This window comes from Hafnia psychrotolerans (genome assembly GCF_014639435.1).
In the GTDB taxonomy this organism is placed as follows: Bacteria; Pseudomonadota; Gammaproteobacteria; order Enterobacterales; family Enterobacteriaceae; genus Ewingella; species Ewingella psychrotolerans.
In genome coordinates, this window is sequence record NZ_BMFZ01000007.1 from 254,649 (window position 1) to 275,510 (window position 20,862).

The 20,862-nt window shown below is 52.4% G+C and carries 21 protein-coding genes and 1 pseudogene; 15 read left to right on the plus strand and 7 right to left on the minus strand.

Annotated elements, in window-relative coordinates; all coding sequences use genetic code 11:
- Positions 1-42: 42 nt before the first annotated feature.
- From aroB to trpS, 6 genes are all read left to right on the plus strand, one after another.
- Positions 43-1,125, plus strand: a complete 1,083-nt coding sequence (gene aroB / locus IEV89_RS14370; RefSeq protein WP_188474215.1) for a 3-dehydroquinate synthase — start codon at positions 43-45, stop codon at positions 1,123-1,125.
- A 139-nt stretch (positions 1,126-1,264) separates the two neighbouring features.
- Positions 1,265-2,308: an SPOR domain-containing protein gene (locus IEV89_RS14375; protein ID WP_188474216.1), complete on the plus strand. Its 1,044-nt coding sequence runs from the start codon at positions 1,265-1,267 to the stop codon at positions 2,306-2,308.
- An 80-nt stretch (positions 2,309-2,388) separates the two neighbouring features.
- Positions 2,389-3,201 carry an adenine-specific DNA-methyltransferase gene (dam, locus tag IEV89_RS14380; RefSeq protein ID WP_188474217.1) on the plus strand — a complete coding sequence of 271 codons (813 nt, stop codon included), beginning with the start codon at positions 2,389-2,391 and terminating at the stop codon, positions 3,199-3,201.
- A 52-nt stretch (positions 3,202-3,253) separates the two neighbouring features.
- Positions 3,254-3,943: a ribulose-phosphate 3-epimerase gene (gene rpe, locus IEV89_RS14385; RefSeq protein ID WP_188474218.1), complete on the plus strand. Its 690-nt coding sequence runs from the start codon at positions 3,254-3,256 to the stop codon at positions 3,941-3,943.
- Positions 3,936-4,634, plus strand: coding sequence for a phosphoglycolate phosphatase (locus IEV89_RS14390; protein ID WP_188474219.1), 699 nt, complete (start codon positions 3,936-3,938; stop codon positions 4,632-4,634). The genes rpe and IEV89_RS14390 overlap by 8 nt, the downstream gene beginning before the upstream one ends.
- A gap of 1 nt (position 4,635) precedes the next feature.
- Positions 4,636-5,652 carry a tryptophan--tRNA ligase gene (gene trpS / locus IEV89_RS14395; RefSeq protein WP_188474220.1) on the plus strand — a complete coding sequence of 339 codons (1,017 nt, stop codon included), beginning with the start codon at positions 4,636-4,638 and terminating at the stop codon, positions 5,650-5,652.
- Positions 5,653-5,714: 62 nt separating this feature from the next.
- Here the strand turns inward: trpS and cysG are convergent, their stop codons facing one another.
- The 3 genes from cysG to nirB form a co-directional block, all read right to left on the minus strand.
- Entirely contained in the window at positions 5,715-7,088 is a 1,374-nt protein-coding gene (cysG, locus tag IEV89_RS14400) for a siroheme synthase CysG (RefSeq protein ID WP_188474221.1), read from the minus strand.
- Positions 7,089-7,149: 61 nt separating this feature from the next.
- Positions 7,150-7,500 carry a nitrite reductase small subunit NirD gene (nirD, locus tag IEV89_RS14405; RefSeq protein ID WP_188474254.1) on the minus strand — a complete coding sequence of 117 codons (351 nt, stop codon included), beginning with the start codon at positions 7,498-7,500 and terminating at the stop codon, positions 7,150-7,152.
- Positions 7,500-10,049, minus strand: coding sequence for a nitrite reductase large subunit NirB (gene nirB, locus IEV89_RS14410; RefSeq protein ID WP_188474222.1), 2,550 nt, complete (start codon positions 10,047-10,049; stop codon positions 7,500-7,502). Before nirB ends, nirD begins: the two co-directional genes overlap by 1 nt.
- 212 nt (positions 10,050-10,261) lie before the next feature.
- Between nirB and IEV89_RS14415 the strand changes: the two are divergent.
- The 7 genes and pseudogenes from IEV89_RS14415 (at position 10,262) to argD (ending at position 16,347) form a co-directional block, all read left to right on the plus strand.
- Positions 10,262-11,029 (plus strand): annotated as a pseudogene (locus tag IEV89_RS14415) (amidohydrolase family protein).
- Between the two features lie 308 nt (positions 11,030-11,337).
- Positions 11,338-11,907, plus strand: coding sequence for a peptidylprolyl isomerase A (ppiA, locus tag IEV89_RS14420; protein WP_188474223.1), 570 nt, complete (start codon positions 11,338-11,340; stop codon positions 11,905-11,907).
- A 326-nt stretch (positions 11,908-12,233) separates the two neighbouring features.
- The gene (locus tag IEV89_RS14425) at positions 12,234-13,439 is read left to right on the plus strand and encodes an aldose 1-epimerase family protein (protein ID WP_188474224.1); all 1,206 of its coding nucleotides are present in this window, start codon (positions 12,234-12,236) and stop codon (positions 13,437-13,439) included.
- Between the two features lie 127 nt (positions 13,440-13,566).
- Positions 13,567-13,737, plus strand: a complete 171-nt coding sequence (locus IEV89_RS14430) for a YhfG family protein (protein WP_188474225.1) — start codon at positions 13,567-13,569, stop codon at positions 13,735-13,737.
- Positions 13,727-14,329: a putative adenosine monophosphate-protein transferase Fic gene (locus IEV89_RS14435; RefSeq protein WP_188474226.1), complete on the plus strand. Its 603-nt coding sequence runs from the start codon at positions 13,727-13,729 to the stop codon at positions 14,327-14,329. The genes IEV89_RS14430 and IEV89_RS14435 overlap by 11 nt, the downstream gene beginning before the upstream one ends.
- Positions 14,330-14,386: 57 nt before the next feature.
- The gene (locus IEV89_RS14440; RefSeq protein ID WP_188474227.1) at positions 14,387-14,962 is read left to right on the plus strand and encodes an aminodeoxychorismate synthase component II; all 576 of its coding nucleotides are present in this window, start codon (positions 14,387-14,389) and stop codon (positions 14,960-14,962) included.
- 167 nt (positions 14,963-15,129) lie between these two features.
- Positions 15,130-16,347 (plus strand): bifunctional acetylornithine/succinyldiaminopimelate transaminase, encoded by a 1,218-nt coding sequence (gene argD / locus IEV89_RS14445; protein WP_188474228.1) that lies wholly within the window; start codon positions 15,130-15,132, stop codon positions 16,345-16,347.
- 88 nt (positions 16,348-16,435) lie between these two features.
- Here the strand turns inward: argD and crp are convergent, their stop codons facing one another.
- A complete protein-coding gene (crp, locus tag IEV89_RS14450; protein WP_188474229.1) occupies positions 16,436-17,068 on the minus strand; it encodes a cAMP-activated global transcriptional regulator CRP in 633 nt (210 codons plus the stop codon).
- Positions 17,069-17,428: 360 nt separating this feature from the next.
- On the opposite strand from crp, the gene IEV89_RS14455 reads away from it, so the two are divergent.
- Positions 17,429-17,836, plus strand: a complete 408-nt coding sequence (locus tag IEV89_RS14455) for an OsmC family protein (protein WP_188474230.1) — start codon at positions 17,429-17,431, stop codon at positions 17,834-17,836.
- Positions 17,837-17,878: 42 nt separating this feature from the next.
- Here the strand turns inward: IEV89_RS14455 and IEV89_RS14460 are convergent, their stop codons facing one another.
- The 3 genes from IEV89_RS14460 to IEV89_RS14470 all read right to left on the minus strand — a co-directional run bounded on the left by IEV89_RS14460 (position 17,879) and on the right by IEV89_RS14470 (position 20,103).
- Positions 17,879-18,748, minus strand: a complete 870-nt coding sequence (locus tag IEV89_RS14460; RefSeq protein WP_188474231.1) for a phosphoribulokinase — start codon at positions 18,746-18,748, stop codon at positions 17,879-17,881.
- A 118-nt stretch (positions 18,749-18,866) separates the two neighbouring features.
- The gene (locus tag IEV89_RS14465; protein ID WP_188474232.1) at positions 18,867-19,115 is read right to left on the minus strand and encodes a YheU family protein; all 249 of its coding nucleotides are present in this window, start codon (positions 19,113-19,115) and stop codon (positions 18,867-18,869) included.
- Between the two features lie 13 nt (positions 19,116-19,128).
- Positions 19,129-20,103, minus strand: coding sequence for a hydrolase (locus tag IEV89_RS14470; protein WP_188474233.1), 975 nt, complete (start codon positions 20,101-20,103; stop codon positions 19,129-19,131).
- Between the two features lie 99 nt (positions 20,104-20,202).
- Here IEV89_RS14470 and IEV89_RS14475 point away from each other — a divergent pair, with 99 nt between their 5' ends.
- Positions 20,203-20,805, plus strand: a complete 603-nt coding sequence (locus IEV89_RS14475; RefSeq protein ID WP_188474234.1) for a LysE family translocator — start codon at positions 20,203-20,205, stop codon at positions 20,803-20,805.
- The last annotated feature ends 57 nt before the right edge of the window (positions 20,806-20,862 follow it).

Here is a 20,862-nt window from a genome sequence, read left to right on the forward strand (position 1 = left end):
TATTGCCTTATGGTGAAAGTTAAGAAGGTCACTGAGCGCGAAATGGAGAGGATTACCGTAACGTTAGGGGAGCGTAGCTACCCCATTACGATAGCTGCCGGATTGTTCCACGATCCGGCTTCTTTTATGCCTGTAAAGGCGGGTGATCAGGTCATGCTGGTAACAAACCAGACTCTGGCACCTCTCTATCTGGACTCTGTTCGCTCAGTCCTTGAACAGGCAGGCGTTCGTGTTGATCAGGTGATACTGCCTGATGGTGAACAATACAAATCCCTGTCTGTTCTTAATGAGGTTTTTTCAGCACTGCTGGAAAAACCTCATGGTCGAGATACCACGCTTATTGCCCTCGGCGGTGGCGTGGTAGGCGATCTGACCGGCTTTGCTGCCGCCAGTTATCAGCGTGGGGTACGCTTTATTCAGGTACCTACCACGCTGTTATCTCAGGTCGATTCCTCCGTTGGTGGCAAAACTGCCGTCAACCATCCGCTTGGCAAAAATATGATCGGTGCGTTCTATCAACCCGCTTCGGTTGTGGTCGATCTCGATTGCCTGCGCACTCTGCCCGCCCGTGAGATGTCTTCCGGTATGGCGGAGGTTATAAAATACGGCATTATTTTGGATGCCGACTTCTTTGTATGGCTTGAAGACAATATTGATGGGCTGTTGCGGCTTGATATGAACGCATTGGCGTATTGTATTCGTCGTTGCTGTGAGTTGAAGGCCGAGGTGGTCGCTGCCGATGAACGTGAAAGCGGGATGCGTGCATTGCTCAACCTTGGGCATACTTATGGACACGCTATTGAAGCCGAAATGGGATATGGTAACTGGTTGCACGGCGAAGCCGTTGCTGCCGGTATGGTGATGGCCTGCTACACAGCACATCGTTTAGGCCAGTTTAGCTTGGCGGATGTTGCCCGAGTCAAGAATCTGCTTCAGCGTGCCGGATTACCCGTTACCGGCCCCCAGGAAATGTCTCCTGCGGCTTATTTGCCGCACATGATGCGTGATAAGAAAGTTCTGGCAGGCGAGCTGCGTCTGGTATTACCGACAGCGATTGGTCAGTCAGAAGTTCGCTCAGGCGTGTCACATGAAATGGTGTTGGCGTCGATTGAGGATTGCTGGTAACAGACTGTTTGTGGGCTATCTCACAAGTCTTGTCTCATCGGTTAACCCTTTGCCAGCAAAGCGTTGTATTTATCAGTCAGGATAGTTGCTCCGCATAAAGCCTATTTTTGCAGGCTTTTAGCCGGGTTGGAGGTTTTAGATGGATGATTTAACACCGGAAGATGATCTTAAGCCAGACACCAGCGATCGCAGACCACCTCGGTCACGTAAACCCGCTTCTTCCGCACCGAAACTTGCAGTATCTCGTCAGCATTTGATGATCGGTGTTGGCATTTTGGTGTTGCTGTTACTGATCGTCGGTATCGGTTCCGCTCTCAAAGCTCCTACACAGCACGAAGTCAATAACCAATCCAATAATAGCCCTAAAGATATTAATTTGTCTGGTTCCGGCAATGATGCCGCCGCTCCGGGACAGCCTTCTGCACAAGCCCAGGAAAACACCGCGCAGGCAAATAATGGCCAACAGGCACAACAAAATATTGGCCTGCCGCCTATTTCACCGACACCAACGGATGCCCAGCCACAGCCTGAGAATGCTCAGTCAAAAGAGCGAGTTGATCTGCCGGGAGATATGTCTGATGCGCTTTCCTCACAGCAAGGGCAGGTTAACGCCGCCGTTCAGGATGGAATAAACGCGGGTACGCAATCTTTGACATCATTACCGACGGCACCTGCAACGATTGACGGTGCCGCTAAAGGTGCTAAAGGCAATGCTCCTGCTGCTCGACATCCTCAGCAGACCAGTCATAGCAGAACGCCTGGAACGAAGCAGGCTCAGACAAAATCCGCAGCTACAGCCCATGCGGACAAAACAGCAAAAACTAAGTCAGTGGCAGCAGCATCACATCCCGCCAAAGAGTCGACTAAATCAGTGGCCTCGGGCAACACTATAATCGGCTCTGGTAGCGCGATTAAGTCCGCTCCGGGAAGCCATTATACGCTGCAACTGAGCGGGGCTTCCCAGTCCAATACCCTGAATGCATTTGCTAAACAACAGGGTCTAAAAAACTATCTTGTTTATCAGACAGTGCGTGATGGCAAGCCATGGTATGTGTTGGTGAGTGGTAACTATGCCTCTTCGGCTGAGGCTAAAAGTGCAATATCCAGCTTGCCTGCTGGCGTACAGTCGAAGAAACCGTGGGTTAAGCCTGTACACCAGGTACAGCAAGACCTGAAAAAATGAATCTGATCTCAACGCGATTTGCTGTCTAAAAACAGGGTACAATCCGCGGCTGTGAATTGTATAAGTAGCTAACTGACGGCATGAAGAAAAACCGCGCTTTTTTGAAATGGGCTGGTGGCAAGTATCCGCTGGTTGATGACATCAAACGTCATCTTCCGGCAGGAGATTGCCTGATAGAGCCTTTTGTTGGTGCGGGATCAGTATTTCTTAATACTGATTACAAATCGTACATTTTGGCCGACATCAACAACGATCTGATCAATCTCTACGACATCGTGAAAACGCGCATCGATGAATTCGTGCGTGATGCTCGTGTATTCTTTTCCCCCGAGTTCAATCAGTCGGAGCAATTTTATGCATTGAGAGCGGAATTTAACCAGAGCACAGATATCTACCGCCGCTCGGTACTTTTTCTCTATCTCAATCGCCATTGTTACAACGGCCTGTGCCGCTACAACCTTAGTGGTTCGTTCAACGTGCCGTTTGGCCGCTATAAAAAACCCTATTTCCCCGAGACTGAACTCTACTGGTTTGCCGAAAAAGCGCAGAATGCACTCTTTGTCTGCGAACATTACCAGCAGACATTGCTGAAAGCAGAGTCCGGTTCGGTGGTGTATTGTGATCCTCCTTATGCGCCACTGTCGGCAACGGCGAATTTCACGGCCTACCATACCAACAGCTTTAGCATGGGTGATCAAATGAACCTGGCACGTCTGGCGTACCAACTCTCATCAGAAAATGATGTCCCGGTTTTGATCTCAAACCATGAGACCCCGCTGACGCTGGAGTGGTATGCCCAGGCTACGTTGCACCGTGTTTCGGCCCGTCGGACCATCAGCAGCAACGTATTGCAACGCAGTAAAGTGAACGAACTTTTGGCGCTCTATCGCTGATTTGCGTGAACAAGCGCAGACCGGCTCGTAACCCTCTTGTCTGGAGAAGCGAATGAAAAAGTTTTTGATTGCCCCGTCCATTTTATCGGCTGACTTTGCCCGTTTGGGTGAAGACACGGCTAAAGTACTGGAAGCTGGCGGAGACGTCGTACACTTTGATGTAATGGACAACCACTACGTGCCTAATCTGACGATAGGGCCGCTGGTATGCCAGTCGCTGCATAATTATCTGCAAAAAGCCGGGATTAACGCGCCGATTGACGTGCATCTGATGGTAAAACCGGTCGATCGCCTGATCCCGGATTTCGCCGCCGCAGGTGCCAGCTATATCTCGTTCCATCCTGAGGCTTCTGAGCATCTTGACCGCACTATTTCGCTTATCAGAGAGCACGGCTGTAAAGCTGGCCTGGTATTTAACCCGGCGACATCGTTGAGTTATTTGGATTACGTGATGGATAAACTCGACGTCATTCTGTTGATGTCGGTTAACCCTGGCTTCGGTGGTCAGTCGTTTATTCCCGGCACTCTCGATAAGCTGCGTCAGGTACGCAAACTGATTGATGACAGCGGCTATGACATTCGCCTGGAAATTGATGGTGGCGTCAACGCTGAAAATATTGGTGAGATTGCCGCCGCGGGTGCAGATATGTTTGTTGCCGGTTCTGCCATCTTTAATCAGCCTGATTACCGCACCGTCATTGACCATATGCGCAGCGAACTGGCGAAGGTTTCTCATGACTGACACCCTGGCAGCGCGCGGTGTGGCATTCGATTTAGACGGCACGCTGGTCGACAGCGCACCGGGTCTGGCTGATGCCGTAGATATGGCGTTGCGTGATGTTAATTTGCCTGCTGCGGGGATTGAACGCATCAGCACCTGGATTGGCAACGGTGCAGACATTATGGTCGAGCGCGCTGTGCGCTGGGCCGAAGGTGATATGTCGCCTGAGTTCCTGCAAAAAGTCCGCGATAAGTTCGATCACTACTACGCCGACACGGCCGCTTCCGGCAGCCGTCTCTACCCGCAGGTAAAAGAAACGCTGGCAGCCCTTGCCGCACTGGGATTACCTTTGGGACTTGTCACAAATAAACCGACGCCGTTTATCGCACCTCTGCTGGAATCACTGGGCATCGGTAGCTATTTCACGCTGGTGCTGGGCGGTGATGACGTCGTGGCGAAGAAACCGCACCCGGCGCCACTGTATCTGATGCTGGGTACGCTCGGCCTGCGTGCCAGTGAGCTGGTCTTTGTCGGCGATTCCCGCAATGACATTCAGGCAGCACAGGCGGCAGGTTGTCCTTGTGTGGGTATGACTTACGGATATAACTACGGTGAAACCATCGCGCTGAGCAAACCCGATCGCGTGCTGGAACATTTTGCCGACCTTTTGCCCGCTTTGGGGCTGTCATCTTTAAAAGATCAGGAAGCATAAAATGAGTAAACCCATCGTATTTAGTGGCGCACAGCCCTCCGGCGAATTGACCATTGGCAACTACATGGGTGCACTGCGTCAGTGGGTCAAAATGCAGGACGATTACGAATGCATTTACTGCATCGTCGATCTGCACGCGATCACCGTGCGTCAGGATGCCGAAAAGCTGCGCAAAGCGACGCTCGACACGCTGGCGCTGTATTTGGCCATCGGCATTGATCCGAAGAAAAGTACCATCTTCGTGCAGTCTCATGTTCCTGAACATACCCAACTGAGCTGGGCGCTGAACTGCTACACCTATTTCGGCGAGCTGGGTCGCATGACGCAGTTCAAAGACAAATCAGCGCGCTACGAAACCTCCAACAGCGAAAGTATTACCGCCGGTTTGTTCGATTATCCGGTACTGATGGCCGCTGATATCCTGTTGTACCAGACCAATCAGGTGCCGGTGGGCGAAGACCAGAAACAGCATCTGGAACTGAGCCGTGATGTCGCCAGCCGTTTTAACGCGATCTACGGCGATGTGTTCACCGTGCCTGAGCCGTTCATCCCGAAATCCGGCGCGCGCGTGATGTCGTTGCAGGAACCGACCAAGAAGATGTCCAAGTCGGACGACAACCGCAAAAACGTGATTGGCCTGCTGGAAGATCCTAAAGCGGTGACCAAAAAAATCAAAAGCGCAATGACCGACTCCGAAGAGCCGCCGGTTATCCGTTACGATGTGAAGAACAAACCGGGTGTTTCCAACCTGCTGGATATCCTGTCCGGCGTGACTGGCAAGACGATTGCCGAGTTGGAAGCTGAGTTCGAAGGCCAGATGTATGGTCACCTGAAAGGTGCCGTTGCCGAAGCGGTATCGGGAATGTTGACCGAGGTGCAGGAACGTTTTAACCGTTTCCGCAGCGATGAAGCCTTCCTGCAACAGATTATGAAAGAGGGCGCAGAGAAAGCCCGTGCCCGTGCCAGCGTCACGTTGAAAAAAGCTTATGAAGCCATTGGTTTTGTGACGCTGCCGTAATGTGGTAAACCGACGTTGAAACGTGAAAAGGCCAGCTGAATTGCTGGCCTTTTTTGTGTTCTTTAGTGGCTGGTGAACCAGTTCAGTTTCTGCCGCAGGCTCACCACGCTGCCGACGATAATCAGGCTCGGGCTTTGCACCTGTTTCGCCAGATGACCCAGCTCAGTCAGCGTTCCGGTGACCACGCGCTGCTGCTGGCTGGTGCCGTTTTCTACCAGCGCGACCGGCGTTTCTGCTGGCAGACCGTTTTCCAGCAAGCTGCGCTGTATTTCTCCAGCCTGCGTCAGCCCCATATAAAACACTAGCGTTTGCTGACCCTGCGCCAGGCATGCCCAGTCGGTCACGCCGTCCTGTTTTGCGTGACCGGTGATAAACCGCACGCTTTGCGCGTGGTCACGGTGGGTCAGCGGAATGCCGCTGTAAGCGGAACAACCGGATGCCGCTGTGATCCCTGGCACGACGGAAAACGCAATGCCGGCTGCTTTCAGCGCTTCCAGCTCTTCGCCGCCACGGCCAAAAATAAACGGATCCCCGCCTTTGAGCCTGACCACGCGTTTACCCATCTGCGCCTGTTCCAGCAGGATTTCGTTAATACGTTCCTGCGCAACGCAATGATGCCCGGCGCGCTTGCCGACGAAAATCCGTTCGGCGTCGCGACGTACCAGATTCAGCACGGCATCGGAGACCAGCCGGTCATATACCACCACGTCGGCCAGCTGCATTTGTTGTAACCCTTTGAGCGTCAGCAGACCGGCATCGCCCGGTCCCGCACCGACCAGAATCACCTCGCCGTGTTTATCCACCGGCTCGCTGAACAGTTCTTCGAGATAGTGCTCACTCTGCGCATCGTTATTATTGGCCAGAGACTGCGCCAGACGATGATGATTAAACAGTTTTTCCCACCAGCGACGGCGTTCGGACATGTCGCTGAAATGCGTTTTGACCCGAGCCCGCAATCCGCCCGCCACCTGCGCCAGTTTACCCAGATGCTGCGGCAAAATGGATTCCAGCCGTTCGCGCAGCAGACGCGCCAGCACTGGCGCATTGCCGCCGGACGAAACTGCAATCATCAGCGGGGAACGGTCGATGATCGACGGCATAATCACGCTGGCGCTTTCCGGCGCATCCACCACGTTACAGAATACGCGGCGATACTCGGCGGCTTCACTGACTTCCTGATTCACTAAATCGGAATCGGTAGCGGCCACCACCAGCCATTTTTCATCCACCAGCAGCGGAGAAAATTCCCCTTTCAGCAGGCGGACTTTGCCTTCATCGGCCCAGATCTGAAACTGCGGCGTGAAGGTGAGGGCGTTTACCGTCAGTTTTGCACCTGCGTCGAGCAGCAAACGCGCTTTACGTTCAGCCACGTCACCGGCACCGACCAGCAAACAGGCTCTGTTTTTCAGCTGACAAAAGAGGGGCAAATAATCCATGAGTGATGATCTCACAAGCAGATGAAAACGCCGCCCAGAGGCGGCGTGAAAGGCACGAAGATTAGCCGATTTTAGCCTGAAGACTGGCGGTATTGATTTCGATATGACCGTCGCGCACGCGGACCTTGTAGGACGGAATCGAGTACTGATCATCTTCCATGCAGAAGCCGTCGGTCAGGCGGAAATGCTGTTTTTTCAGCGGGCTGGCGACCCACAGCTCGCCCTGATGTTCGCCGATAATCCCACGTGATAACACGCTGGCCTGCGCAAACGGGTCGATATTCGAGAGGGCGAAAATCTGCACATCGGCATAAGGGCGGAACAGCGCAACCTGCGCGTCCCCGGCCAGCGCACAGACGCCGCAGCCCGGCAGAATTTGTTCTACAGAACAAAGCGTTAACCACTGGCTCATCATACTTCCTCCCTGGCGGTGATCACAGTCACCGGGATACGTTCATCAGGACATGCCGGACGATGTTGTTGACGTTCAGAAACAAACTGCACGTTCGGGTCGCGCTGATCGCTGTTGATAAAGTGCGTGAAGCGGAGTTGCGCCACCGGATCGTTCAGCGTTTCCTGCCATTCGCACAGGGTAGATTCACGCAGGCGCGCCAGCTCGGCTTCCAACTGGTCGTTGAGGCCCAGCTTATTGTCGATGATGACGTTACGCAGGTAGTCGATGCCTCCTTCGAGGTTATCCATCCAGACCGAGGTGCGTTGCAGCTTATCGGCGGTGCGGATGTAGAACATCATGAAGCGATCCAGGTAGCGCAGCAACGTGGCGTTATCCAGATCGGCCGCCAGCAAATCACCGTGGCGCGGTTTCATGCCGCCGTTACCGCAAACGTACAGGTTCCAACCGTTTTCCGTCGCAATAATCCCGACGTCTTTACCCTGCGCTTCGGAACATTCACGGGTACAACCCGACACGCCGAATTTCATTTTGTGCGGCGTACGGATGCCTTTGTAACGGTTCTCCAGACTGATACCGAAACCGAGGCTGTCGCCGACGCCGTAGCGGCACCAGGTGCTGCCGACGCAGGTTTTCGCCATGCGCAGCGCTTTGGCATAGGCCTGACCGGTTTCAAATCCTGCATTAATCAGCTTCTGCCAGATCGCCGGTAAATCGTCTTTCTGCGCGCCGAACATGCCGATGCGCTGGGAGCCGGTGATTTTGGTGTAGAGATTGTATTCGGCGGCAATTTCGCCAATCACCAGCAAACCCTGTGGCGTGATTTCGCCGCCCGGAGATCGCGGGATCACGGAATAGGTGCCGTCTTTTTGTATGTTGGCGAGGAAGACGTCGTTGGTGTCCTGCAACGGTGTGTGCTGTGCTTTCAGCACGTAGTCATTCCAGCACGAGGCCAGCAGCGAGCCGATGGTCGGTTTACAAACTTCGCAGCCGTAGCCTTTGCCGTATTTATTCAGTAGATCGTCGAACGAGCGAATCCCTTCAACACGGATCAGATGGTACAGCTCCTGACGGGAATACGCGAAGTGTTCACACAGATGATGATTCACTTCGATACCTTGCTTGCTCAGCTCTGCGTTTAGCACCTGAGTGACCAGTGGAATACAGCCGCCGCAACCGGTACCGGCTTTGGTGGCTGATTTCAGCGCCGCCACCGTGTGGCAGCCGCCTTGCACCGCTTTGATGATATCGCCTTTGGTGACGTCGAAGCACGAGCAGATCTGCGCGCTTTCCGGCAGAGCGTCAGTACCGATCACCGCACCGCCGCTGCCCGCGTGAGCCGGTAGGATCAATGCATCCGGGTTTTCCGGCAGTGCGATATTGTTCAGCACCAGTTGGAGCAGATTGCCGTAGTCGCTGGTATCGCCGACCAGTACCGCGCCGAGTAGGGTTTTATTGTCTTCACTGACCACCAGACGCTTATACAGCGCTTTGTTCTCGTCGAGATACACATAGCTGCGTGCGCCCGGTGTGCGTGCGTGTGCGTCGCCGATACCGGCCACGTCAACGCCCAGCAGTTTCAGCTTGGCACTCATGTCTGCGCCGGTGAAGCTGTTTTCGTGGCCAAGGAGATGATCAGCGGTGACCTGCGCCATTTTGTAGCCGGGTGCGACCAGACCGAAAGTGCGCTGATTCCACGACGCACATTCGCCGATGGCGTATACGTCTGGATCGCTGGTCTGGCACTGGTCGTTGATCACGATGCCGCCGCGCGGCGCGATCGCCAGATCGCACTGGCGTGCCAGCTTATCCTGCGGACGGATACCGGTGGAGAACACGATGAAATCGACTTCCAGCGAAGTGCCGTCGGCAAATTCCATGGTTTTGCGTGCCGTGCCGCCGCCCTGAACGATCTCTTTGGTATTTTTCGCGGTATGCACCTGCACGCCCATGCTTTCGATTTTCTGGCGCAGCTGGTTGCCGCCCATCACGTCGAGCTGTTCGGCCATTAGGCCCGGCGCAAATTCCACCACGTGCGTTTCCACGCCGAGGTTTTTCAGCGCGCCTGCGGCTTCCAGACCGAGCAGGCCGCCGCCGACCACTGCGCCGCGTTTACTGCGACGAGCGCAGGCTTCAATGGCGTGTAAATCTTCGATGGTGCGATAAACAAAACAGTCCTGACTGTCGGAACCGAGGATCGGCGGCACCCACGGGTAGGAACCAGTGGCGATAACCAGTTTGTCGTACACCACCGTGCGGCCACTGCTGGAGTGGATCACTTTCTCTTTGCGGTTTAGCGTGATGGCGCGTTCACCGATCAGAACGTTGACGTTGTGCTTCTCGTAGAAGCCCTCGCGTACCAGAGAAAGCTCTTCGGCGGTATGGTGGGAAAAATAGGAGGAAAGATGGACGCGGTCATAGGCCACGCGCGGCTCTTCACACAGTACCGTGATATCGAACTGGCCGGGTTCAGCTTTATCCAGTAAATCTTCGATAAAGCGATGGCCGACCATGCCGTTACCAATAATCGCGAGTCTGACTTTGCTCATAATTGCCTCGATTTTGATTTTCTGAGGCTAAACATAACGCGCGCGTAATAGGGGGTATTGATGCAAATCAAGCGGCTCCCAATATACTCCCTAGGTGGTATTTATATGATTTTATTGGATTTTTGTGTAACCTTTCGATTTATAAACAGTTTCAGGCTATTGTTCTCTTATTGCTTTCTTCCTACCGTCTTGTTGAAACCATGAGGTCGCGTGTGACAAAACCCCTTTTGCGTACCATTAAAAATGTCCGGATGCCAGACCGTGACGGTCTGTGGCAGATCGATATCGAAGACGGCGTGGTTAGCCAGATCCTTTCCCAGCCGCACAATGATGAGCAGGGCGAGCACATTCTGGATGGCGAGGGCGGGCTAGCGATCGCGCCTTTTATCGAGCCACATATCCACCTCGATACGACGCAAACCGCCGGTCAGCCGTCGTGGAATCAGTCAGGCACGCTGTTCGAAGGCATCGAGCGCTGGGCGGAACGCAAGGCGCTGCTGTGTCCGACCCGACGCTGACCGCGCTGAAAGCCATGCTGGAAGTGAAAGCCGAAGTTGCGCCGTGGGTGACGCTGCAAATCGTCGCGTTTCCACAGGAAGGGATTATGTCGTACCCCAACGGCGAAGACCTGCTGGAAGCGGCGCTGAAGCTGGGTGCCGACGTGCGGCACCGCCAATATGTTGCAGGTGCTGCACATGGGCCTGCACGTCTGCCAGCTGATGGGCTATCAGCAAATTGATGACGGCCTGAAACTCATCACCACCTACAGCGCGCGCACCATGAATTTACAGGGCTACGGCCTGGACGCGGGCAACGCTGCCAGTCTGGTTATTTTAGCGGCAGAAAGCGGTTTTGATGCGGTGCGTCGCCAGGCGCCGGTGCGCTATTCGGTTCGTCGAGGAGTGGTGATTGCCGAAACGCAGCCTGCCCGGACCGTGATATATCTGGATAAAAACGAGCCGGTGGATTTCAACAGCTAAAAGGTTGAAGCGTTATGCCGGTGTTGGGGAGCCCTGGCTCAGGGCTGACAAATTTTGGCGTAAACTGCTGTTGGACACCACGCCAGTTAGGCTTATGGCCTCCATAAACCCCGGATAGATGCGTCAGTGCGTACCGTGCCCATAGCCATAATTTGAGGTCAAAAAAGACGCAACTTATGACGGTATGACCCAGCCAGCAAAATAAGGTTGCTCTGCTACGTAAATAAAAGTAAAGCTCTGGCGCTATGGTTAGAGGCTCTTTAGAATCGACGGGTTTAGTTGGTTGTATTCTGGATAAAGGAACCGTCATGTTTAAACGTACTTTAGTGACCTTCACCGCACTGCTATCCCTGGCTGCGCTTTCGCCAGCGGCGTTGGCTGCGGCACAGCAACACGTACTGCTGACTACCTCTGCAGGGAATATTGAAGTAGAACTCGACAGTGCTAAGGCGCCGGTTTCTGTGAAGAATTTCGTCGATTACGCTCAAAGCGGCTATTACAACAACACCATATTCCATCGCGTCATCCCGGGCTTTATGATTCAGGGGGGCGGATTCACTGCTGATATGCAGCAGAAAAAGACCAATGCACCGATCGTCAACGAGGCGGACAATGGCCTGCGTAACCTGCGCGGTACTATTGCCATGGCCCGCACCGCCGAGAAAGACAGCGCCACTGGGCAGTTCTTCTTCAACGTGGCGGACAATGCGTTCCTCGACCACGGTCAGCGAGATTTCGGTTATGCGGTCTTTGGTAAAGTGATCAAAGGGATGGATGTTGTTGATAAAATTGCTCAGGTAAAAACCGATAATGTCGGTCCTTACCAGAACGTGCCGACCACGCCAGTGGTGATCTTATCGGCGAAGGTTCTGCCTTAATAATCGTTATAGCCTCATCGAACTATTTGAGGTATCGCGTTTTCGCAGATTGACTAAAACCTCCGTTTTTAACGGAGGTTTTTTATTGTGCATAACATAATGGAAGTGGCTGAATCGCGTCAGCTTCTCTTTGTTGATCCTGCTACGCATCACTTTTTCTGTGCAATACAACTGCAATATTCCAGTAGAAGTGTCGCCTAATCCACAATTCTCCCCTTTTAAATACAGCAAAGTCCCGTGAGTTGAAAGCTGTCACATTTTTACACTGTAGCTGTTACTAGGCTTAGATTGTTTCCGCTTAATCAATTCAGCAAAGGGTGTAAATAATGAAAAAAATCATCGTAACAGGTGTGGTAATGGGGCTGATGTCATGGCAGGTCGCGGCACAATCTTTCGTGCTGACGGATGCTGAAGCCGGTATGGACAAGGGTGACTGGCAAATTAGTAGCCAAAAGCTGAAGCTGGCAGGCGCAGATTTCAGCATCCAACAGAAAGTACTGCACGGCGGTAAGCAGGAAGGCTCCAAAGTCCTGACTATCACGAGTAAAGGACTGACGATTGCACTCAGCCCGACCCGCGGCATGGATCTCCTTCATGTAACCGGTGACAATATCCGACTCGGCTGGGATTCTCCGGTCAATGAAGTGGTGAATCCGGCGTTTATCAATCTGGAAAGCCGTAACGGTGTCGGCTGGCTGGAAGGTTTCAACGAGATGATGGTGCGCTGTGGCTACGAATGGACCGGGCATCCCGTGGTGGCTGACGGTATGATTTATACACTGCACGGCCGTGCGGGCAACACACCCGCGTCGAAAGTGGTCGTGGACATTTCAGACACCGCGCCGTATGAAATCACCGTGCGTGGCCTCATTAAAGAGCACACTTTCAAGAAAGCCAAACTGGAAACCTGGACTGAGCTGCGTTATGTGCCGGGCAGTCACTCCTGGACCATTCACGACACCCTGACCAACCAGTCCGACTATCCACATGACTACCAGATTATTTACCACAGCAATTTTGGGCAGCCAATCCTCGAGCAGGGCGCGCGTTTCATCGCCCCGGTGAAATCAATTTCACCTTTCAATGATTATGCGAAAAAAGGCATGAGCGACTGGCAGACCTACGCGGGTCCGACCAAAAACTTTGATGAAATGGTCTTTAACATGGTGCCTTACGCTGATGCGCAGGGTAAAACAATAGCAGGTGTGGTTAACAAAGCCGGTAACAAAGGTGCGTCGATTGAGTTCAACACCCATCAGTTACCTTTGTTGACCTTGTGGAAAAACACGGACACACTGAAACAAGGTTACGTCACGGGTATTGAACCGGGCACCAACTACGCTTATCCGGTGACCATCGAACGTAAGCAAGGCCGTGTCAAACAGCTGCAACCTGGACAGAGTACAGTTTTCGAACTGACTTACTCGCTACTGCCGAATGCTGACGCGGTGAATAAATTTGAGCAACGGGTTAAAACGATTCAGGGTACGCAGAAAACCGAAACCAGCGATAAACCTATCGCCGTTGAGTGATCATCCTGAAATATGAGTTTTTTCAAGGCGCCCTGGTGGCGCCTTTTTGTTGGTTTTTTCGCCTGCTTTTCCCTGTCTATACTTAATCTTGGAAGACGGCGCCAAAACCCATGCCAGAGGAGTTGATATGAGTACTAAACCGACCCTAAAACAGAAAGAAAAGCTATTTCGTGAGTGTCAAAATCACAATTTTATGGCCAGCAGCCAGTTGGACGGATTGCAGATCGACCAGGTCAGGCTAAGTGATGAGCAAATTGCTCAACGGCTTGACGATTTGAGGGCACACTATGAACGATAAGCTGAATGCTGGCGTTGATACGTATGCCTATCCCGGTAGTGATGTACTAAAAAATAAGTTGGAGATCCGCGAAGCCAACCGTCTGGCGCAGGCCGAAATGGCCTTTACCGCGCTGCGTGCGGCCACGATTACGCTGGGTCAACCTGCTATGGGTTTGCCGCATCTTTGCGCCATTCATCAGACGTTGTTTCAGGATCTCTATGTTTGGGCCGGTGAACTGCGTGAAATGGATATCTCTAAAGAGGAAACACCTTTCTGCCACTTTGCCTATATCGAGAAAGAGGGCAATGCGCTGATGCAGACGCTAGAGGAAGACGGCTATCTGGCCGACCTGCAGCTTGACGGATTGTGTAAAAAACTTGCCCACTATTATACCGGTATCAATCTGCTGCACCCGTTTCGGGCAGGGAATGGCCGCGCACAACGCATCTTCTTCGAGCAACTGATTATTCATGCAGGTTATGATATTCAGTGGTCAAAAGTCGGGCATGCGGGTTGGTTGGAAGCCAATAAAGCGGCGGTGTTTGGCAACAAAAAACTGCTGACGGAAATCTTCAAGAAAGTTGTCAGTGAAATCGACAGCGGCAACTAGTCGCGAAAGTGGGTAGAATTGTTCAGGTAATTTCATCGACTGAAGACCCCGAATACCATGCTGCTGCTGATCGACAACTACGACTCGTTTACCTATAACCTCTATCAATATTTCTGCGAGCTGGGTACCGAGGTTTTGGTCAAACGTAACGACCAACTCAGTCTCGCTGATATCGAACAACTGGCTCCTTCCCATCTGGTGATTTCGCCTGGCCCTTGTACGCCGGACGACGCCGGGATCTCTCTTGCGGCAATCACCCATTTTGCCGACCGACTGCCTATACTCGGCGTCTGCCTTGGGCATCAGGCCATGGCGCAAGCTTTTGGTGGGCAAGTGGTGCGGTCGCGTCAGGCAGTACACGGTAAAACATCGCCGATTCGTCACACCGGGCAGAGTGTTTTCTGTGGTCTTAACAACCCATTGACCGTGACGCGCTACCATTCGCTGATTGTTGACGCCGACAGCTTGCCGGATTGCTTCATGCTCACCGCCTGGACCGAACGCGATGGCAAGCCTGACGAGATCATGGGGATTGCTCACAACCACTTGCCACTGCATGGTGTGCAGTTCCATCCTGAAAGTATTCTCAGCGAGCAAGGGCATCAGTTGTTGGGTAATTTCCTTAAGATTTAGACATTTAATTTTTGACAACGAATTACTTTTTCACAAAGTCAGATTTTTGATTGCCTGTGTGTGATTTTTTATGCATATTTTATGATTATGTTTTCATGTTGGGTTTTGTTCCGAAGATATATTTATAATGACAATATACTTGTAACAGCTTGAAAGGGGTGATGGTAATGGCAGAGAAATTAGCGGTAAGTCGTGATGCTTTTGACCGGGTTATTTTGCCGGTTTATGCACCTGCACAGTTTATTCCGGTAAAAGGAAAAGGCAGCCGTGTGTGGGACCAGCAGGGTAAAGAGTATGTCGATTTCGCCGGGGGTATTGCGGTGACTGCACTCGGTCATTGTCATCCTGCGTTGGTGAAGGCCTTGCATGAGCAGGGCGAAACGCTATGGCATGTTAGCAATGTCTTTACCAACGAACCTGCACTGCGACTGGCACAAAAGCTTATTGATGCCACTTTTGCTGATCGGGTATTTTTCGCTAATTCCGGAGCAGAAGCCAACGAAGCTGCCTTCAAGCTGGCACGCTATTATGCCTCGCATCGTCATAATCCGTATAAAAGCAAAATCATCGCTTTCCATAACGCGTTTCATGGCCGCACGTTATTCACGGTTTCCGTTGGCGGTCAGCCTAAGTATTCTGATGGATTTGGCCCGAAACCGGCTGATATCGTGCATGTACCCTTCAATGATCTCGAGGCTGTGAAAGCTGTCATTGATGATCACACCTGCGCCATTGTGGTTGAACCTGTTCAGGGCGAAGGTGGCGTTACACCAGCGACTCAGGCGTTCCTGCAAGGCTTACGCGATTTGTGCGATGAGCATCAGGCTTTACTGGTATTTGACGAAGTTCAGAGCGGCATGGGGCGTAGCGGTAAACTGTTCAGCTATATGAATTACGGTGTTACTCCGGACATTCTCACCACGGCCAAAGCACTCGGCGGCGGTTTCCCTGTCAGTGCCATGTTGGCGACAGAAGATGTGGCCTCGGTGATGGAACCGGGCAAACATGGCACAACCTACGGTGGGAACCCGTTAGCCTGTGCCGTCGCCGAAGCGGCGTTGGATATCATCAACACGCCAGAGGTTCTGGCTGGCATCGGCGAGCGTCGCGAAGCATTTATTCATGCATTGGAAGCCATTAATCAGCAATACAGCGTATTCAAGGAGTTCCGCGGTCAGGGATTATTGATAGGCGCTGAGTTGTCCGACACTTATAAAAATCGCGCCAGTGAATTCCATAAAGCTGCCGCCGACTGTGGTCTGATGATGCTGGTCGCCGGCCCGAACGTCATGCGGTTTGCGCCATCTCTGGTGATTGAGTTCGCAGACATCAGTGAGGGGATGAATCGCTTTTCAAAAGCCATTGGGAAAGTGCTGGGAGCCTGAGTTAGCCTCGACGTTTTTTTGCATACCCTATTTCTATTACCCAATAAAAACGGCGCGGCAGTTACCTGCCGCGCCGTTTTTCAGGGAATTAACGGGTGCCGTAAACGACAATCGTTTTACCGTGGGCGGAGATCAAACTCTGATCTTCCAGCATCTTGAGGATACGGCCAACCGTCTCGCGTGAACAGCCGACGATTTGACCAATTTCCTGACGAGTTATTTTGATCTGCATACCATCCGGGTGAGTCATCGCATCCGGTTGTTTTGCCAGACTCAGCAAGGTTTGCGCGATACGTCCCGTCACGTCAAGGAAGGCGAGGTTACCCACTTTCTCTGAAGTCACTTGCAACCGTGTCGCCATCTGAGCGGAAAGACGCATCAGAATGTCCGGATTAACCTGAATCAACTGGCGGAATTTTTTATAAGAGATTTCAGCCACTTCACAAGCAGATTTGGCACGAACCCATGCACTACGTTCCTGGCCTTCTTCGAAGAGTCCCAGCTCGCCGATGAAATCACCTTGGTTCAGGTAGGAAAGTATCATCTCTTTGCCTTCTTCATCTTTAATCAGGACGGCGACCGACCCTTTCACGATGTAGTAGAGCGTTTCGGCTTTTTCACCTTGGTGAATCAGCGTACTTTTAGAAGGATACTTATGTATATGACAGTGAGACAGGAACCATTCGAGAGTAGGGTCTGTTTGTGGCTTGCCGAGAACCATTAGCTATTATCCTCTGTTATTATCGCTGCCCAAAATCACAGGGCTCAGAGTTCCCTGTACGGCGTCTTAAAAATGCGCGCCCTTTTAGCATATGAACTGTCCAGTAATGCTGCAAGCGGAAGTCGGAGTGTAACAGCGTTATAAATGCTGTTAACACCGTGGTTTCATATAAAAACCACAAACCCATCACCGCAATTTACTGAAAAGTATGTATCGGCTCTGTTTGTAGCACAGGTTTGCGCGAGTGTCTTCTGTTGTCTCGCTTCAGCATGATGGCGATCGGGTTACGTTGCTGGTTTTTTCCTAAAAGGGTAGTCTGAGAAGAATTCTATTTAAATAAAAGCAGCGGGAGTAAAAGGTATGCAGGCACGCGTAAAATGGGTTGAAGGGCTGACGTTTTTGGGGGAATCAGCATCAGGTCACCAGGTTTTGATGGATGGCAACGCGGGCGATAAAGCGCCAAGTCCGATGGAGATGTTGCTGATGTCGATGGGCGGTTGCAGTGCCATCGACGTCGTGTCTATTCTGCAAAAGGGCCGTAACGATGTGCAGAACTGCGAAGTCAAACTGACCTCTGAACGTCGGGAAGAGGCACCGAGATTGTTCACTCACATCAATCTGCACTTTATTATCACGGGAAAAAACTTGTCAGATAAAGTGGTTGAGCGCGCTGTAGACCTATCGGCCGAAAAATATTGTTCGGTATCCCTGATGCTGGGTAAAGCCGCCTCCATCACTCATAGCTTTGAAGTGGTCGAGCCGGAGTAAGTGGCCAAATGCCGCAGTGTCTCGGCGTGCGGCATTGCTTCATCACTTGATCTTCTTCCCTTCCATCAGGCGCTGCACCAGTGGTGCCATAATGAGCTCCATCGCGAGCCCCATTTTACCGCCGGGCACCACCAGGGTATTGATGTGCGAGATAAACGAACCTTGCAACATCGCCAGCAGATAAGGGAAATCTATATTGTCCAGCCCACGAAAGTGAATCACCACGAAGCTCTCATCCAGCGAAGGTATCGCCTTGGCGGCGAACGGGTTGGAGGTGTCCACTGTCGGTACGCGCTGGAAGTTGATATGTGTGCGGGAGAACTGTGGTGTGATGTAGTTGATGTAGTCATCCATTGAACGTACCACTGAATCCATGACCGCTTCACGCGAGTGGCCGCGTTCGCCGGTGTCGCGCACCAGTTTCTGGATCCACTCAAGGTTAACAATCGGTACTACGCCGACCAGCAAATCCACCTGAGAGGCGACATCGATTTTGTCTGCCACTACGCCGCCGTGTAGTCCTTCATAGAATAATATGTCGGTCGGTTCCTCCAGCGCCTCCCACGGCGTAAAGGTGCCTGGTACCTGGTTGTAAGGAACCGCTTCGTCATAAGTATGTAGGTATTTACGGGAACGGCCAGTGCCGTTTTCACCATACTCTTTGAAGCTTTGTTCCAGTAAACCAAAGTCATTGGCTTCCGGGCCGAAATAGCTGATGTGGCGGCCCAGATCACGTGCTTTACGTATTGCTGCGTCCATTTCGGGGCGCGTAAAATGATGAAAACTATCGCCTTCCAGTTCAGCTGCGCGTAGGCCAAGCTGTTGGAATATCTTACGAAACGCCAGGCTGGTGGTGGTAGTGCCTGCGCCGCTCGAACCGGTGACCGCAATGACGGGATGTTTAGCTGACATAGGGCTGATGACTCCGTAGTATTGGTGACGCTACTGCGTCCAAAAACGACGCATAATTAATCTAATCATTAACATACTTATTCATTCTATTACAAATTAAACGCGGTTAATCTTTGCTTCAGCCCCAGTCATCCTGACGCTCTTCCTCGCCTGTACGAAACTGCCCTTTAGGCATGATGTTTAGGGTTTCGTGCAGTTCGGACCAGACCAGCAGGATGTCGCCACTTTTCAGTTGTCGACGTACATCGTCCACTTTCTGCTCCAGCGAACGCTCTTGCTCACCGTAGTCGGTGCCTTCGCGTAGGACGAAAGCTTCAATCACGCTGTTTAGGATCTCAGTATCCAGTTCTTGCCAGGGAATAATCACAACTCGGGTTCCTTCAATTCTTTAAATAGGGCGCTATCCATGCCGGGATGCGTTGTTCCAGCCACATCTGCGGATTACGCAGGCTACCGGAGACAAACCCGACATGGCCACCGTGCTCGGTAAGTTGATACTCGACACCCGGCGGCAAATCAACGAGAGAGGGAATGACCTCCGGCGTCATAAAGGGGTCATCTTTGGCATGAATAATCAGCAGCGGAATACGCACTTTTGCCAGCATCGGCAGGCCGCTGCAACGGCGGTAGTAATCCAGGGCATCGGCAAAACCATGGGCTTTGGAGGTGATAGCGTCGTCGAATTGACGAATGCGCCGCATCGATTTCAACTGTTGTAGCGTGACTGGCAGCGTCCCTGGATATTTCTTCAGTTTACGCGAAGCATTCAGTTTAAGCTGATCCAGTAGGTAGTGCTGATAAATACGCGATGCACCGCGCTCCAGCCGGTCAGCACAGGGTTCCAGCATCAGCGGTGCGGAGACCACGATGGCGGCTTTGAGTGTGCAGCCTTTCCCTTCCTGGCCGAGATAGCAGGCCAGCATGTTGCCTCCGAGCGACACCCCCACCGCGCCGGTCGGCACCTCGCCGTAAGTATCACGCAGCCAGTTGAGAAAGAACCGTGCGTCTTCGGTTTCACCGGAGTGATAGATGCGTTGCATCTTATTAGGCTCGCCACTGCAGCCGCGAAAATGCATCACGACACCGAGCCAGCCCTGTTCGCGCCAGGCGTGTAACAGGCCGTGAGCATAAGGGCTATAGAAACTTCCTTCCAAACCGTGGAATAGCACCATGCGTGGTTTATGCTGCGCCTGTTCCGGGTCTTCGCTCCAGGCTAAATCGATGAAATCGCCGTCTGGGGTGTCCAGTCGCTGCCAGTGCGGTTGCAGCATCGTGTGTCGGCGTACCAGCCGCGGCAGAAGCGTTTGCAGGTGCGGATTGCTGGCTCCGCGCAAAGGGCGAAAGGATTCATACATAGGATGAATAATTATCTCGTCAAAGGGTCTTGTGCGATCAATATCACACTGATAGCTTCAATCCTATCGCACATTCTCTGGGTCGGAGTACCCCAATAAATGGAACTTAGTTTATTCTTTTCGATGCTCGGTTTTTTGTGGGTTGCTGCTATCACGCCGGGCCCGAATAATATGTTGCTCACCACCTCGGGAGCTAATTTCGGTTTTTTCCGCTCTATCTGGTTACTCGTCGGTATTATGCTCGGCATGCAAAGCATGGTGTTGCTGGTGGCGTTTGGCGTAGGCAGCCTGATTATGGTTTACCCGACGTTGCACCTGTTTCTTAAGATTGCCGGTAGTTTGTACTTGCTGTGGCTCGCGTGGAAGATTGCTACCTCAGCGTATGAAAAGTTGGAAGTCGGTGCTGCACCGCCAAAACCGCTGCGCTGGTATCAGGGCTGGTTATTACAGTTTCTCAATCCCAAAGCCTGGCTAATGGGGCTTGGTGCCGTCGCCAGTTTTAGTCTGGCGGGCGCGGCTTATAACCACTCCATCGCCGCCATCAGTTTGGGGGTGTTTATCGTCAATCTGATTTCCGGCGTTATCTGGTTGGGATTCGGTACGGTGATTGGTCGCCTGCTGAGCAGTCGCCGCGCCTGGTATAGCTTTAATGTGACGATGGGGTTGCTAACTGCGGGCTGTGTACTGCTTATTTGGCACTGATTTTTCAGATAAAAAAAGGAGCCTTATTCGGCTCCTTCATGATGTTGGCTTTAATCG

Excerpts from the sequence above, each read along its gene's own strand:
- aroB (WP_188474215.1), top strand. The coding sequence starts at position 43 with ATGGAGAGGATTACCGTAACGTTAGGGGAGCGTAGCTACCCCATTACG.
- IEV89_RS14375 (WP_188474216.1), top strand. The coding sequence starts at position 1,265 with ATGGATGATTTAACACCGGAAGATGATCTTAAGCCAGACACCAGCGAT.
- dam (WP_188474217.1), top strand. The coding sequence starts at position 2,389 with ATGAAGAAAAACCGCGCTTTTTTGAAATGGGCTGGTGGCAAGTATCCG.
- rpe (WP_188474218.1), top strand. The coding sequence starts at position 3,254 with ATGAAAAAGTTTTTGATTGCCCCGTCCATTTTATCGGCTGACTTTGCC.
- IEV89_RS14390 (WP_188474219.1), top strand. The coding sequence starts at position 3,936 with ATGACTGACACCCTGGCAGCGCGCGGTGTGGCATTCGATTTAGACGGC.
- trpS (WP_188474220.1), top strand. The coding sequence starts at position 4,636 with ATGAGTAAACCCATCGTATTTAGTGGCGCACAGCCCTCCGGCGAATTG.
- cysG (WP_188474221.1), bottom strand. The coding sequence starts at position 7,088 with ATGGATTATTTGCCCCTCTTTTGTCAGCTGAAAAACAGAGCCTGTTTG.
- nirD (WP_188474254.1), bottom strand. The coding sequence starts at position 7,500 with ATGAGCCAGTGGTTAACGCTTTGTTCTGTAGAACAAATTCTGCCGGGC.
- nirB (WP_188474222.1), bottom strand. The coding sequence starts at position 10,049 with ATGAGCAAAGTCAGACTCGCGATTATTGGTAACGGCATGGTCGGCCAT.
- ppiA (WP_188474223.1), top strand. The coding sequence starts at position 11,338 with ATGTTTAAACGTACTTTAGTGACCTTCACCGCACTGCTATCCCTGGCT.
- IEV89_RS14425 (WP_188474224.1), top strand. The coding sequence starts at position 12,234 with ATGAAAAAAATCATCGTAACAGGTGTGGTAATGGGGCTGATGTCATGG.
- IEV89_RS14430 (WP_188474225.1), top strand. The coding sequence starts at position 13,567 with ATGAGTACTAAACCGACCCTAAAACAGAAAGAAAAGCTATTTCGTGAG.
- IEV89_RS14435 (WP_188474226.1), top strand. The coding sequence starts at position 13,727 with ATGAACGATAAGCTGAATGCTGGCGTTGATACGTATGCCTATCCCGGT.
- IEV89_RS14440 (WP_188474227.1), top strand. The coding sequence starts at position 14,387 with ATGCTGCTGCTGATCGACAACTACGACTCGTTTACCTATAACCTCTAT.
- argD (WP_188474228.1), top strand. The coding sequence starts at position 15,130 with ATGGCAGAGAAATTAGCGGTAAGTCGTGATGCTTTTGACCGGGTTATT.
- crp (WP_188474229.1), bottom strand. The coding sequence starts at position 17,068 with ATGGTTCTCGGCAAGCCACAAACAGACCCTACTCTCGAATGGTTCCTG.
- IEV89_RS14455 (WP_188474230.1), top strand. The coding sequence starts at position 17,429 with ATGCAGGCACGCGTAAAATGGGTTGAAGGGCTGACGTTTTTGGGGGAA.
- IEV89_RS14460 (WP_188474231.1), bottom strand. The coding sequence starts at position 18,748 with ATGTCAGCTAAACATCCCGTCATTGCGGTCACCGGTTCGAGCGGCGCA.
- IEV89_RS14470 (WP_188474233.1), bottom strand. The coding sequence starts at position 20,103 with ATGTATGAATCCTTTCGCCCTTTGCGCGGAGCCAGCAATCCGCACCTG.
- IEV89_RS14475 (WP_188474234.1), top strand. The coding sequence starts at position 20,203 with ATGGAACTTAGTTTATTCTTTTCGATGCTCGGTTTTTTGTGGGTTGCT.